We start from the raw sequence: 13,480 nt of genomic DNA, 5'->3' as shown, positions 1-13,480 counted from the left end.
TCGCCGCCAACGTGCTGAACCGCATGCTCGAGCTTGGGCGGCCGGAATACGTCCGCATCGCATGATCCCATATGCGGGCAGGGATCTATGCGTTCACGCCGCTGACCCATGCAACACGATGATACAGCGTCTCCAACCAAATATATACACCGTCTTTTCGGCGAAGCCTAAAAATGAGTTTGCTGCACGGATTGCCCGGACCAATGCCGCGGAGAGTCCGATTAGCGCGCTCCAAATCATCTGGATGGTTTAGCTCATATGCAGGCTTGCCTAGCATCTCCGCCGGGTCATAGCCCAGCATCTCGCGCGATGAGGGAGAAATGTAAACGCGCCGATAGTTAGAGTCGTAGCGGACGATCACCTCCACCGTGTTCTCAACGATGAGTCGAAACAGCGCAGCCTGGGTCACCAGGTCTGCACCAGAAGCGACGTCAATGGGACCGGGACAGAGCGTGAGAAAATCGCGGGTCATGGGCAGCATGCTCAGACGTACTGACCAGTCTTAACACCCGACGAGGTAATGTGACTCTGCGGAAATCTTCTTTTGGTGCCGCAAACAGCGCGGCGTCCATCATTGTGCGTCGAAGGCTGGTGCAGCCCTCGATAACCGGGGGCTCGCCCTTACCAGCCAACCCGACACGTCCATACCGGGCGACCCATGCAACAACGTCATCGATCGCCGCTCAGGTAGTTCTTCATGACATGGACAACCGTTTAGGCCGACTTGTTAGAAATCAGCTCTTAGCGAAACATAAAGCGAGCGACGCGCCTGCAATCCAATCGATTGGCGCTGCTTCTCGCTGAGCAGGTTCATGCCTTCGAGTGCTAGAACCAACCTGTCGTTCAGCCGGTAGCCAATTCGCGCACCCACTGAGGCGTAATCATCAACGGTGACATAGGTCGGGACGTTGTTGGCATAGCGCCAGGCGGAAGCCGTGCTGGCGTAGCGCAGGAAGCCGTCGGCCTGAAGCGGTCCGCTTCCCCAACCCAATCGGGCAGAAACAAGATGCCGGGGCGAGGCATGCTTCGGGTCGAGCGTGACAGCTGGATCGAGCGAGCCCGACACCGCTGCCAACCGGTACTCGAGACCCCAATCGAAGCCATGCGCGAGCCGACCTTTGCCGGACAGTTCGATGCCCGAGATCTCCAAGGTTGGCAACGACCGCGGTGTCCTGGAGAGGCCGGGAAGGCCGGCATTGTTAGCCCATGGTGTTTGAAAGCTGCCACTGATGTCGTGGTTGACCTGGTGAAAAGCCGCAACGCCGACGCTGCCGCTGAGCGCTGCCACTTGCCTGCGGTAACCGATCTCATAATTGTCGACGATTGTTGGCTTGAGGGCGGGATTGCCGGCGACCAGGAAAGGCCCGAAGCGGTTGAACACGCCCAGGTCGGCCAGGCTGGGCATGCCAACGCCGCGTGCGGCCGAGACCCGGACCGTGTCGGCCGGGCTGGGCCGCCAGACAAGGCCGGCATTGTAGGCGTAAGTGCCGAAGTCGCGGTTGTTGTAGAGCGAATCGCGGCTGAGATCGGAGGCCGTGTTGTAACCTGAACCTGTCAGCCATACCTGGTCGCGCCTGCCAGCCAGGGTGAGTTCGAGCGTGTCGAGTATGGCCCAGTTCCACATGGCGCCGACCGCCACCATGTCGTAGCCGACCCGCACGGTGCCGGTATCCAGGGCATTGTGGCGAAACTCCACCGACGGCCGCAATGTGTGGCGCGTGCCGAGCCTGAAGGTGTCACTGAGCTGCAGCACCGTGACACCCTGGCCAATGTGGAAGCTTCGATACAGGTCCCCTTCGAGGCCGTTGTGGTAGACAGACCCTTCAACCAGGCCGATGCCGGTCTCGGCGGCAACACGCCCCCGCAAGCTCCAGGTCCTCGTATCATTGAAGCCCAGGGATCCGAGATCGAGGGCGGTTTCCCGCGTACGAGAATAGCTGGCGTCGAACGAGGCCTGAACGTGGTCTGTGATCCGGACAGCGGTGTTTGTGGCGAGCTGGACGCGCTCCGGGTTCTGTCGGTAATCGCGGCCATCCTCGCCGGCTAGGAAGCCACTTCGCCAGGGCGATGAATCGCGCACCCCGGCCGAGAGCCTGATGCCGCTGCCTTCGCCAAGTGGCGCAGTCGCCACACCGGAGACCTCGCGGTAGCCGTGCGTGCCGAGCCGGACGGTGGCGTTGTTCACCTGGTTATGGGCCGGGTTGTAGGTGACGATGTTGATGACGCCGGCAACCGCGTTGAAGCCGAACAGCGCCGTGTTCGGACCCTTCACCACCTCGATCTGCCTGATCTCGCCGAGCTGTATCGGCAATGCCGCCCATTTGGTACGGCCGTAGTCATCCAGGTACACCTGGCGGCCGTCCACCAGCACCAGCATGCGCGGGTTCATCGGCGTGGTCAGGCCGCGAGCGCCGACGGAGAAGTCATGCTCGTTGTATTGCTGCACGTCGAGGGAGGTGTAGCGCGCCAGCACCGTAGGAATGTCGTGCGCGCCGGAGCGCCGGATCTGCTCGGCCGTGATGATGTCCATCGCCACCGGCACTTCGGACGCGCGCTGCGGCTTGCCCGTCGCACTGGTTGTCACAGGCTCCTCGAACAGCTGCTCGAGGGCGTCATAGTTGAGCACCTGCGACACGGCGCTACCCGATGCGCCCAGGGCGGAAAGCGACAGCAGGGTAGCTGCATGCCAGGAACGGAGGCGGGGACGCTTGTGAGACACGGTCAGCGTTCCTGAATCATCATGCGGAAAGCGGCTGAGAAAGCGACACCTGCCACTCGCGCGGCGGCGCGACTGACGATGATCTCGACTCGTGGCTCGGCCCGGACCGCCATGACTGCTTTGTCGGACGCCACGGCGGACGGGTTCGTGCTGATCGTCGGGACGCCTCTGCCGGCCAGCAGGGCGGCGAGCCGGTCGCCTTGCGGCAGGGCGGCCTCCGTGAGGAGAAGGGCTGCGGGAGGGGCCGAGGCGGCCTCGTCGAGGGTCATGGGCCGGCCGCGGAGCTGGATGGCGCCAGCACGAAGCCCGTCGCGCATGGCGGTGGCCGACCGCTCGGCCTCGGCGCGACCATCGATGGAGCCGACCGGGTACACGATGCCGAGTTCGACGAGACCCGACGGCGCGGGCTCCAGGAATGCCAATGCTCGCGCGATCGTCTGCAGGTCACGCGCGGTCGTCTCTGCATGCGCGGGCCATGCGCCGATCAGAAGGCACAGCAGAGCGAGGCCGCTCGCGTTACGCCGGCATATCCCGAAGGCGGGTCCACCGGTGATGGTCAGCTGAGACACGGCCCTCGGCCCCTCTGGCGACAGGTTCCCCTCGGCAGCTCAGGAGAGGTATTTCGCATCATAGAGCGATCACCTCGGGCAGGAGCTGGGCCGGTGCCTCAATGGGCGCGGTGCAAAGCGTTCACGAGCGCCAGGCCCTTACTGAGGCACGGGCCAGGCGTGCGTCGCCACGCCATACCGGCTAGTTTTTCGCATCGTTGCTTCTACCAGACCCCGCTGCCCTCGAGGGACATCGTGTCCAGCTCAGTCGCTCCCCCGTTGCTGTCGAGCCTGCTTCGGCGGCTCGTCCCAGCCTGGGCCTCTGCGGCCCTGTCGGCCCGCAGGGCTGCGCCGGATGATATGGCACGGGTGGTGACGCTACTGGCTGCCGCTGCCGCGCTGACCACCGCGCTGGCACTGCCAGCGGCCTACCTGTTTGCTGCTTATGGGCGCCTGGACGGCCGGCTCGAGACCAGTGCCACGCTGCACGCGGCCGAAGTCGCCGAGATGGCGCGCGCGAACCCCGCGTTCTGGGAGTTCGAAGATCTGCACGTCACGGCGCCGTCACACAATGGCCGGGCTGCAGTGCCGGAACGGCGCAGCGTGTTTGGAGCCAATGGCAAGCTCGTCATGGAGGCCGGCCCGGAACAGGGTTTGGCCTGGCCTGTGCTCTCCGCAAGCGCCCCGGTGCGCGAGGGTGAGCGGATCATAGGCCAGGCGGAGGCCGCCCGCTCGTTCCGGGAAGAGTTGATTGCGACCGGGCTCGTCTCGACCTCCTCCGTACTCCTCGGCGGCCTCATCTTTCTCACGCTCCGGACGGTGCCGCTGCGCATGCTGCGCCGCGCGCTCGAACGCACGGCCTACCTTGCGGCGCACGACATGCTGACCGGGCTGCCCAATCGGGCGATCTTCGGCGACCGGCTGACGCAGGCGCTCGCCCTCGCCCGGCGCAACGGGCACACAGTCGCAGTGCTCTGCCTCGACCTCGACCGGTTCAAGGAGGTGAATGACACGCTCGGCCACGCGGCCGGCGACAAGCTGCTGCGCGAGGTCAGCGCCCGGCTGTCCGCTTGCTTGCGCGAGAGCGACACGCTGGCTCGGCTGGGTGGGGACGAGTTCGCCGTCATCCAGCCTCAGGCTGCGCAGCCGACCGATGCGGAGAGCTTAGCCCGTCGCATCATCGCTGCCATCGAGCGGCCGGTCGGTATCGACGGCCATGAGGTCACTGTCGGCGTCAGCGTCGGCATCGCGCTGGCCCATCCTACGCGGGAGGCGGACCCGCAGCGCTTGATGATCGAGGCAGACCTGGCGCTCTACCAGGTGAAGGAGCGCGGACGAGGCGATTTCTGCTTCTTCTCGCCGGAGATGAACGCGCGCTTGATGGAGCGGCGCGCCATGGAGGCCGATCTGCGCCTGGCGCTCGCCGAGGGGCATCTCCGACTGCATTACCAGCCACAGGTAGCCTTGCCGTCGGGCCGGGTCATTGGCGCGGAAGCCCTGCTGCGCTGGACACGCCCGGGCCACGGCAACGTTCCGCCGGACCGCTTCATCGGCGTGGCCGAAGAGACCGGCCTCATTGCTCCCATCGGCGCCTGGGCTTTGCACGAGGCTTGCCGTGAGGCGGCAGGCTGGCCGGAGCACCTCGGGGTCGCCGTGAACGTCTCCGCCGTCCAGTTCCGCCTGCCGGGCCTTTACGAGGCTGTCGCCAGCGCGCTCAAGGCGAGCGGGCTGCAGCCGTCGCGGCTGGAACTCGAGATCACGGAAGGGGTGCTGCTGAACGACACCGACGACACGCTCGCCATGCTCAACCGCCTGCACGCGCTCGGTGTGAAGATCGCCATGGACGACTTCGGGACGGGATATTCCAGCCTCGGCTACCTGCAGAAGTTCACATTCGACAAGATCAAGATCGACCGCAGCTTCATCCAGAACCTCGGCAATGACGCCAACTCGGCGGCGATCGTGCGAGCTGTGGTCGGCATCACGCGCAGCCTCGGGGTCAGGGCGAACGCCGAAGGCGTGGAGAATGCGGGGCAGGCCGACATGCTCGTCGCCGAGGGCTGCGGCGAGGTGCAGGGTTACCACTACGGCAGGCCAATGCCTCCGGGTGATTTTGCACGGCTCGTTGCTGGCTGACGAACACGACATGACCTGAGTCAAGGTTGCTCGCAAAGGAGTTTCAGATTGAGTTCTAGCTCCTGCGTGTCCCGCCCAACCGTCTGGCTTTTTGCCAGATAAAAGAAGGTTATGGAAGGGCGCCCTTCGCTAAGCGGTGGGCAGAGCAGCGTGTTGCCAGGGCCGCGTGGTTTCGGCATCCGCTGCCGATCTGCGCGCCACGCCAAGCTGCGTTCAGCAAGCTGCTTCGCGCGCCGGCTGCCAAGCGGGTCATAACGCCGCGGCGGGTGTTCCCGTGGCCAGCCACTCCCGCAGCTTCGACCAGCGCCGCCGGCCGGCGACGCCGCGCACCGCGATGGCGACCGCCCGCGGCTGGCCCACCAGCACCACCAGCCGCTTGCCGCGGGTGACGCCGGTGTAGAGCAGGTTCCGCTGCAGCATGGCGTAGTGCTGGGTCAGCACCGGGATCACCACCGCCGGGTATTCGCTGCCCTGACTCTTGTGGATGGTCACGGCATAGGCCGGCGCCAGCGCGTCCAGCTCGCCGAAGCCGTAAGTGACGGTTCGCCCGTCGAAGCCGACCACCACTTCACCGGCCTCGAGGTCGACCGCCTCGACGAGGCCGAGGTCGCCGTTGAACACTTCCCGTTCGTAGTCGTTGTCGAGCTGCATCACCTTGTCGCCCGGCGCGAAGGTCCAGCCGAAGCGGTCTACCCGGCTCTCGCCGGCCGGGTTCAGCGCTGCCTGCAGCTCGATGTTGAGGGAGCGGGCGCCGACGCCGCCGCGCTGCATCGGGCACAGCACCTGGGCGTCGCGGATCGGGTCGAGCCCGTAGCGGCGCGGGATGCGGGTCCCGACCAGCTCGACGATGCGCTGGACGGCGGTCTCCGGGTCGCCGGCCGGCACGAAATGGAAGTCGCTCTCCGGCGCCGCCCGCTCCAGCTCCGGCATCAGCCCGCGGTTGATCCGGTGGGCGTTGACCACGATCCGGCTCGCTGCCGCCTGGCGGAACACCTCGGTCAGCCGCACCACCGGCAGCGCGCCGGAGCCGATCAGGTCGGCCAGCACCTGCCCCGGCCCGACAGAGGGCAGCTGGTCGGCATCGCCCACCACCAGCAGGGCCGCCCCGTCCGGCACCGCCCGCAGCAGGGCATTGGCGAGCGGGACGTCCACCATCGAGGTCTCGTCCACCACCAGCAGGTCGCAGTCGAGCGGGGTCTCGGCGTCCCGCCGGAAGCCGCCCTTGGCCGGGTCGGCCTCCAGCAGCCGGTGCAGGGTCCGGGCTTCCATGCCGGTGGCCTCGGTCATCCGCTTGGCGGCCCGGCCGGTGGGGGCGGCCAGGAGCATGCGCACGCCCTTGGCGGCGAGGATGCGCAGGATGGCGCGGACGATGGTGGTCTTGCCCACGCCGGGGCCGCCGGTGATCACCAGCACCTTGGCCGCGAGCGCCATGCGGACCGCCGCGGCCTGGCTGGGCGCCAGCTCCAGGCCGATCCGGGCGGCGACCCAGGGGAGGGCCCGTTCCGCGTCGATCGTGCCCCAGGGCGGCGCGCCCCGGGACAGCGCCAACAGCCGGTCGGCGATCGCCCGCTCGGCCCGGTGCAGCCCGGCCAGGAACACGCAGTCCGCCTCGCCGACCGTGTCGGCGACCACGCTGCCCTCGGCCAGCTCGAAGTCGAGCGCCATGCCGATCAGCTCGGCCGGCACCTCCAGCAGCTTGCCGGCGAGCGCGACCAGCTCCGCCCGGGGCAGGCCGCAATGCCCCTCGTTGGTCGCCTCCGACAGCGCGTAGGAGATCCCGGCCCGGACCCGGATGAGGGCGTCCCGGGCGATGCCGAGCCGCTCCGCGATGGCGTCGGCGGTCCGGAAGCCGATGCCGCGGATGTCGCGGGCGAGCCGGTAGGGGTTGTCGGTCATCACCCGGATGGCTTCCGCCCCGTAGGTCTTGAAGATCCGCACCGCCCGCGAGGTGCCGACCCCGTGCTGGTGCAGGAAGACCATGATCTCGCGGACCATCTTCTGCTCGGCCCAGGCGGCGACGATGCGCCTGGCCCGCACCGGCCCGATGCCGGGGATCTCGCGCAGCCGCTCGGGGCTGGCCTCGATGACCTCGAACACCGCCTCGCCGAAGGCGCCGACCAGCTTGGTGGCATAGGCCGGGCCGATGCCGCGAATCATGCCGGAGGCCAGGTACTTGCGGATGCCCTCGGCGGTGGTCGGGGCCGAGGTGCGGAGGAACCTGGCGCGGAACTGTTGGCCGTGCTCGCGGTCGTTCACCCACGCACCGCCGGCATTGACCCATTCGCCGGCGGCGATGGTGGCGGCGTGGCCGACCACGGTGACCAGGTCGCGGCGGCCGCGCGCCTTCACGCGCAGCACGCAGAAGCCGTTCTCGGCGTTGTGGAAGGTCACGCGCTCGACCAGCCCGGCCAGCACCTCCAGGGCCGCGGCTGAGGCCGGCGCAGCGGATGCGGGGCTGTCAGGCATTGGCCGATGGTCGGGGTGGGCAGCCGCCCCGCGCAAGGGGCCAGGGTGATCCCCTGAAGAACATTGGTGGCGGTGGAGGGGGGCATGGCGCCCACCCTGCTTGACCGTCGCGGCGCCTGCCCACGCCATTCCCGCTTAGATCGGCACGCCGCACCGATGCTGCGACGGGTGAAATTCGTCTGGCCCGGCCTTCCCGCCCTGGCGCTCCCGCCCAGGAACCTATAGGGAACATGTGGAGCTCCGGCATGACCGACCAGATCGTCATCACGGAAAAGACGAGCCAGGCGAAGGACGTCCGCGCCGCCATCGGCACCCGCTACGGCCCGGTCCTGCCGGCCGAAGGCCACCTGTTCGACCTGGCCGAGCCGGAGGACGTGGTCCCGGCCTGGCGGCGCTGGAGCACGGTCCTGCTGCGGCCGGAGGGGCTGTACGGCACCAAGCCCGCCACCGGCGGCAACAAGGCGGCCAAGCTGCAGGCGATCCGCCAGGCGCTGCGCCGGGCGAAGCGGGTCTGGCTGGCCACCGACTGCGACCGCGAGGGCCAGCTGATCGGCCAGGAGATCCTGGAGCACTACGACTACCGAGGCACGGTCATGCGGGTGATGTTCACCGCCCAGGACCCGCAAACGATCCGCGACGCCTTTGCCCGTGCCAAGCCGAACGCGGAGTACGCGCCGCTGTATGCCGCTGCCGTGGCCCGGCGGCAGGCCGACCAGATCTACAATCTCTCGCTCACCCGCACCGCCACCGTGACGCTGGCCAGGGGCGCCCGCGCGGTGATTGGCGTCGGGCGGGTGAAGACGCCGACGCTGGCCATCGTTTGCCGGCGCGAGCTGGAGATCCGCCGGTTTGTTCCGGAGGATTACTTCGAGGTCGTCGCCACCGCCGAGACCGAGGCCGGCCGCTTCCGGATGCGCCATGCGCCGAAGGACCGCATCCGCACGCGCGCCGACGCCGAGGCGATCGCCGCAGCGGCCGAGGGGTTCGGCGGCCCGCTCGCGATCCGCGTCGAGGACAAGCGGCAGTCGCCGCCGCGGCTGCACGACCTGCCCTCGCTGCAGCGTCTCTGCGGATCGCGCTTCGGCTGGTCGGCCGCGCGCACCTTGGAGTTGGCGCAGGCGCTGTATGACGGCGAGGGCAAAAAGGTCATCACCTATCCCCGGGCCGAAATCCGCTATCTGCCGGAAAGCCTGGCAGGGGATGTGCCGCGGATCGTCGCCGGGCTGCGCGCCGGGCGCGCCTATGCGCCGATCCCGGTGCCGGAGCCACCCCTGATCCGCCGCGGCGCCAGCGGCGCCTTCCACGACAGGGGCCTGGCCGGCGCCAGCCACCACGCCGTCATCCCCAATGTGAATACGGTCGGCGCGCTGCGTGAGATCTGGCCGCGCCTGAACGCCGACGAGCGGCGGCTGTTCGACGTCATCGCCCGCGCCTACCTGGCGGCAATGATGCCGGATTTCCGCTACCGCCAGACCACGGCGACGCTGGACGTCCGGGGTTGCGAGTTCCGTGCCGTGGGCCACCAGCCGGTCGAGCTCGGCTGGCGTGCCGCCTTCCCCGAATGGACGCCGGCAGAGGAACGGGGCGAGGACGCCCAGCTGCTGCCGGCGCTGCGCGACGGCGCGCCGGCCCGGCTGCGGGACGCCGCGGTGGAGGACAAGCAGACCCGTCCGCCGCCGCGCTACAACGAGGGCACCCTGATCGAGGCGATGCAGAACGCCTGGCGCTTCGTCGAGGACACCGCGCTGCAGGACCGGCTGAAAGAGGCGAAAGGCATCGGCACGCCGGCGACCCGTGCCGAGATCATTCGCGGCCTGAAGGCGCAGGAGTTCCTGCGGATCGACGGCAAGCACATCGTGCCGACCGAGCGCGGCCTGGCGCTGTTCGGCGTGCTGGAGCGCGCCGACTCGGCGCTGGTCGATCCTGGCGTGACAGCACAGATGGAGTTGCTGCTCGACCAGGTGCTGGTCGGGGAGCAGGAGATGGTGGGTGCCATCGATGCCGTTTGCGCCCAGGCCAGCCGCATCATCGGCCGCTTGACGGAGACCATGCCGGCCGATGATGCAGCGCTGCTGGCCTCGGCGGTGGCGCAGCCGGGGAAGGCGTCCCGGCGCGGCCGGGCGACAGGCGGATCCCCGCAACGGCCGGCACGGCGCCGCAAGCCCCGGGCTTCCGCCGGATCGATGGGCGGTGCCGAGGCCGGCACCGGTCGTGCCTCCCCCGAACTGGATGCGATGGGCACGTCGGCGGCACCGGCGCCGCCGGGCCGGAGTGGTAGCCGAAGGCCATCCCGCCGCGTAGGGGCGGAACCTGCCGGGTCGGAACGGCATCGGCGGGGCGGCGTCCCGGCTGGCCCGGCCGCTGCGGGTGACACGCCGCTGCGCATTCCGTTCGGCAACAAGGAGATCGCGCTCCAACTGGGTGCCCGCTACCGGGCTGGAGGGTGGTATGCGCCGGCGGGTGTCGATCTCGTGGCCTTCCGCGACCGTGGCTGGCTGTAGAGCAGCGGCTCTGCGACTGCGGTGCCGACCCTCGAACAGCAACGATTGACATGATGGTCGCGTGGCGCCGGCGGTCCGCCGGCGACAGGGTGGATCGTGCTGGGCAAGCGGGTGCGGGACGTCGGCCGCCGACCCGGGCGACGGCGGTTCCGATCAGGTGACAGGCCTGCCCGCGCCAGTCCGCCTCGGTCAGTGGCGCGGGCCGTCCATGGTCTCCAGCCGGACCTGGACGGACAGCAAGCGGTCGGAGAGGTTGGATGTTCGGTCGAGATGCCTGCGTCCGAAGCGGGTTCCCGCGACAGCGTCCTCCCGATGAAACCGTCCAAAACCTCGGGGTGCCTGTACCGCCGGCTCGACACCGCCGCGGCACAGACGCTGGCGCGTTGCGGCTAACGCGACTACGCCGTGCTGGCCGAGATGTTCGCGGCGCTGCGACCCGCCTGGCGCGAGAAGTTGCTTTGACCGTGCCTTGACCGCCGTGCCGCGATGGACGCGGAGCAACTCGCGGTGGAGTCGCCGTGTTGCTTCGCCGCAGGGGCCGGCTGCACCATGGGCTCGGCAGTTGCCCCGAGCAAGACGTTCGCAAGTACCGGATGCCGGCAACGGCACCCATCAGTGTGGAAGCAGATGTCCGACATCGATCGTGTCTTCTCCGGCCGCCCGTCGCGGCGGACCGTCAACGCACCTGAGGAACAGCATCGCATCGTCAGCATCCCGCGCCGCGGCAAGTTCGCCGGCGGCGGGAGCCGAGCGGTCGAGGTGGTGCATGTCCGCCGGCCCGGCGCGACGCCCGCCGGCAGCACTCGCCCGGCCGCCTGGAGCGTGCGCGCCGAGGCCTGGCCCGAGGGGTTCCGGGCGAAGGCCCCCGCGCCAGCCCTGCCGGTGGCCGAGCCGCCTGCTGCACCCGAGCCATCGCCGCCCACCGTGCATGTCATGCCGATGTGGCAGCCGTCGCCACCGCCGACCGCCGCGGAGCCCAGCCCGCCTGAGCCGCTCGCGGCCACACTTGCGGTCACCCCGACGCGTCGGCGCCGGACCGCGCTGCCGGAGGCCCAGCCCGTGCCCGGCCACGGCCGGAGTTTCGCCGACCCGTTCGGTGCGGAGGAGGGCGCGAACTGCCTGCGCTGTGGCTACCTGGTCGAGCCGGCGCGCGAACGGCGCGGCCTGCTGACCTGCAAGGCGTGCGGATAGGCAGGGGCCCAGGTCGACGAGGGCAATCTCCGATGAATGGGCGAGGATGAGCCGCCCTTAGCGGCGCATTCGAAGTTCCTTGTTTGTTCCGCTCGGCGGCGTATGCTCCCACGCATGGTCCGCCGTCGCAGCAGCCTCCTCTCCGCCCAGCTCGTCGCCGAGGTCATGGAGGCGGCCGGCGAGTGCCGCCGGGCCTGCATCCGCATCCGCACCGAGGCGCCGATCAACGGCCCGGCCTACGAGGCGGCCGGGCGGGTGATGGAGGCGATCGACGGTCTCGCCGAGGTGCTGGTCGGCGACCGCACCCATTTCCACCTCAAGCCGCATGGCAGCACCTTCGGCGGCCCGCCGCGCTGACGCTGCCAGCCATGCAACGCCCGGCCGTGGTCGCCGGGCATCAGGAGGCGGCGGCTGGGCTGCGCCGAACCTGGCCGGGCAGGGGCGGACGGATCAGCGGGTCCGCGGCGAGCAGCCGGGCTGCCGCCAGCAGCAGGAAGCCCGCGTCGTGCGACGGCCAGGGCGCCGCGGACCGCGCCAGTTGGCGGGCCAGCCGCAGCGCCAGCAGGGCCAGGTCGCGGTCGCCGAGGCCGGCATGGTCGGCGTGGAACTCGCAGGGAAACCCGGGCAGGGTCAGGCCGTGCAACCGGGCCAGCCGGCGTGCGAGCTCGACCGCGGCGCCGTCCAGCACGGCGCCCTCGACCCGCTCGATGGCAACGAGGGTGGCCACCAGCACGCGGACCGGCAGGCCGCGGTCCGGGTGCTCGGCCAGGGTCTGGCCGACGAAGGCTGCCGCAGCCGGCAGGCTCTCGGGCGTGATCGCTGCTGCGTGCATGGCGTGAACATATAAAGAACGGACAAGCCGGTTGGAAAGCCTCGTCCACGCCGCGTCACTGACGGTCTCGTGGCGGCCCGCTGCCGCGCCGCCACGTGTTTCGAGCGGAGGGCTGCAAACCCGGCCAGGCAAGAGAAGGCCGCCTACCCGGGTGTATCCAAGCAGGGCGGATCGAGCCCGAGCTCGCGCCGGAGGTGGCCGAAGCGCTTTGGGTCCATCGCGCGGCGGTCCTGCAACAGGGCCCGCAATGCCGTGAGCCCAGCCGGGGTGAAGAACGCCCGCGTGCCCAGGATGCTGGGCGGCGCGGACGAGACCTCGACCAGCCCGCGCGCGATCAGGCCCTCCATGGCCTTGGGGATCTTGGGCTGGCCGGCGAGGGGTCCGGTGCGCCAGCAGCGCAGGAACATTCCCTCGGCGAGCGCCGGGTCCTGGCCGAAGTGCTGGCTGAACTCGCGCCGGATCAGGTCGCGCTCGGCCGCGGTGAAGAGGCTGGGGTCATCAGGCATGGCAGCAAGCTGGGGCGGTCCGGCAGGTCCGGCAATCGGGCCCGACCGCAGCCCGGCCGGACAGGGTGGCTGCTGCGCGGGCGGCGCCGTCGCCCTGCGGCACGGGATCGACGGCGGCAAGGCGGCCGGCGGCATCGGGTTCGAACCCGTGCAGGAAGCAGACAGTGGAGGCGGTCCCCTGCGCGTCGCGGTCCATGCTGGCGTCCCCTGCAGTGCCGGTAGCGCGCGACCGGGCGAGGCCAGGGCCACTCTGCCCGGCTAGCCAGCCGGTGTACCGCCTGGCTTCTGAATGCAGGAAGCGCCCGCATCAGCCTGGGCAAGCAATCGTAGCCTGAAGCTCCCCACAGAAAGAACACAGATGTAATCACCAACAGAAATCAGAGCAATAATCGCGATGCTTCAGGCTGATTGGGAAAATTCATGAGCGACCCAAATTACAAATTGGGGGCGTACCATAGTTTAAGTGTCCATCCGGGAACATGGTGAGTCATCTGAATCGGTTGTGACTGGCGGGTTGCGGCGGGTGGTGCGCGATTTGGCGGGATGTGGACGCCGGAGAACCGCGGTCGGTATGACCGCAG

At 69.1% G+C, this 13,480-nt stretch carries 10 protein-coding genes; 4 read left to right on the top strand and 6 right to left on the bottom strand.

Annotated elements, in window-relative coordinates:
* Window positions 1-85: 85 nt before the first annotated feature.
* The 3 genes from E2C05_RS21590 to E2C05_RS21580 form a co-directional block, all read right to left on the bottom strand.
* Window positions 86-472, bottom strand: a complete 387-nt coding sequence (locus E2C05_RS21590; protein ID WP_158292285.1) for a PAS domain-containing protein — start codon at window positions 470-472, stop codon at window positions 86-88.
* A 255-nt stretch (window positions 473-727) separates the two neighbouring features.
* Window positions 728-2,635, bottom strand: a complete 1,908-nt coding sequence (locus E2C05_RS21585; protein WP_133221721.1) for a TonB-dependent receptor plug domain-containing protein — start codon at window positions 2,633-2,635, stop codon at window positions 728-730.
* 86 nt (window positions 2,636-2,721) lie between these two features.
* Window positions 2,722-3,288, bottom strand: coding sequence for a hypothetical protein (locus E2C05_RS21580; RefSeq protein WP_158292284.1), 567 nt, complete (start codon window positions 3,286-3,288; stop codon window positions 2,722-2,724).
* Between the two features lie 348 nt (window positions 3,289-3,636).
* On the opposite strand from E2C05_RS21580, the gene E2C05_RS21575 reads away from it, so the two are divergent.
* On the top strand, window positions 3,637-5,403 hold the full coding sequence (locus E2C05_RS21575) for a putative bifunctional diguanylate cyclase/phosphodiesterase (RefSeq protein WP_158292283.1): 1,767 nt from the start codon (window positions 3,637-3,639) through the stop codon (window positions 5,401-5,403).
* A 249-nt stretch (window positions 5,404-5,652) separates the two neighbouring features.
* On the opposite strand, the gene recD2 is transcribed toward E2C05_RS21575, so the two are convergent.
* The gene (gene recD2, locus E2C05_RS21570) at window positions 5,653-7,869 is read right to left on the bottom strand and encodes an SF1B family DNA helicase RecD2 (protein ID WP_133221718.1); all 2,217 of its coding nucleotides are present in this window, start codon (window positions 7,867-7,869) and stop codon (window positions 5,653-5,655) included.
* A 245-nt stretch (window positions 7,870-8,114) separates the two neighbouring features.
* Between recD2 and E2C05_RS21565 the strand changes: the two genes are divergently transcribed.
* The 3 genes from E2C05_RS21565 (at window position 8,115) to E2C05_RS21555 (ending at window position 11,918) form a co-directional block, all read left to right on the top strand.
* Complete coding sequence (locus E2C05_RS21565) at window positions 8,115-10,370, top strand: type IA DNA topoisomerase (protein ID WP_133221717.1); 2,256 nt, start codon at window positions 8,115-8,117, stop codon at window positions 10,368-10,370.
* A 627-nt stretch (window positions 10,371-10,997) separates the two neighbouring features.
* A complete protein-coding gene (locus E2C05_RS21560; protein ID WP_133221716.1) occupies window positions 10,998-11,561 on the top strand; it encodes a hypothetical protein in 564 nt (187 codons plus the stop codon).
* Window positions 11,562-11,675: 114 nt separating this feature from the next.
* On the top strand, window positions 11,676-11,918 hold the full coding sequence (locus E2C05_RS21555) for a hypothetical protein (RefSeq protein ID WP_133221715.1): 243 nt from the start codon (window positions 11,676-11,678) through the stop codon (window positions 11,916-11,918).
* Window positions 11,919-11,958: 40 nt separating this feature from the next.
* Here the strand turns inward: E2C05_RS21555 and E2C05_RS21550 are convergent, their stop codons facing one another.
* Together E2C05_RS21550 and E2C05_RS21545 are read right to left on the bottom strand one after the other, a co-directional pair.
* Window positions 11,959-12,393 (bottom strand): hypothetical protein, encoded by a 435-nt coding sequence (locus tag E2C05_RS21550; RefSeq protein ID WP_133221714.1) that lies wholly within the window; start codon window positions 12,391-12,393, stop codon window positions 11,959-11,961.
* Window positions 12,394-12,536: 143 nt separating this feature from the next.
* The gene (locus tag E2C05_RS21545) at window positions 12,537-12,899 is read right to left on the bottom strand and encodes a hypothetical protein (protein ID WP_133221713.1); all 363 of its coding nucleotides are present in this window, start codon (window positions 12,897-12,899) and stop codon (window positions 12,537-12,539) included.
* Window positions 12,900-13,480: the final 581 nt, after the last annotated feature.

The organism is Paracraurococcus ruber, assembly GCF_004353985.1.
In the GTDB taxonomy this organism is placed as follows: domain Bacteria; phylum Pseudomonadota; class Alphaproteobacteria; order Acetobacterales; family Acetobacteraceae; genus Paracraurococcus; species Paracraurococcus ruber.
This window is presented reverse-complemented; position numbering and strand designations above follow the sequence as displayed.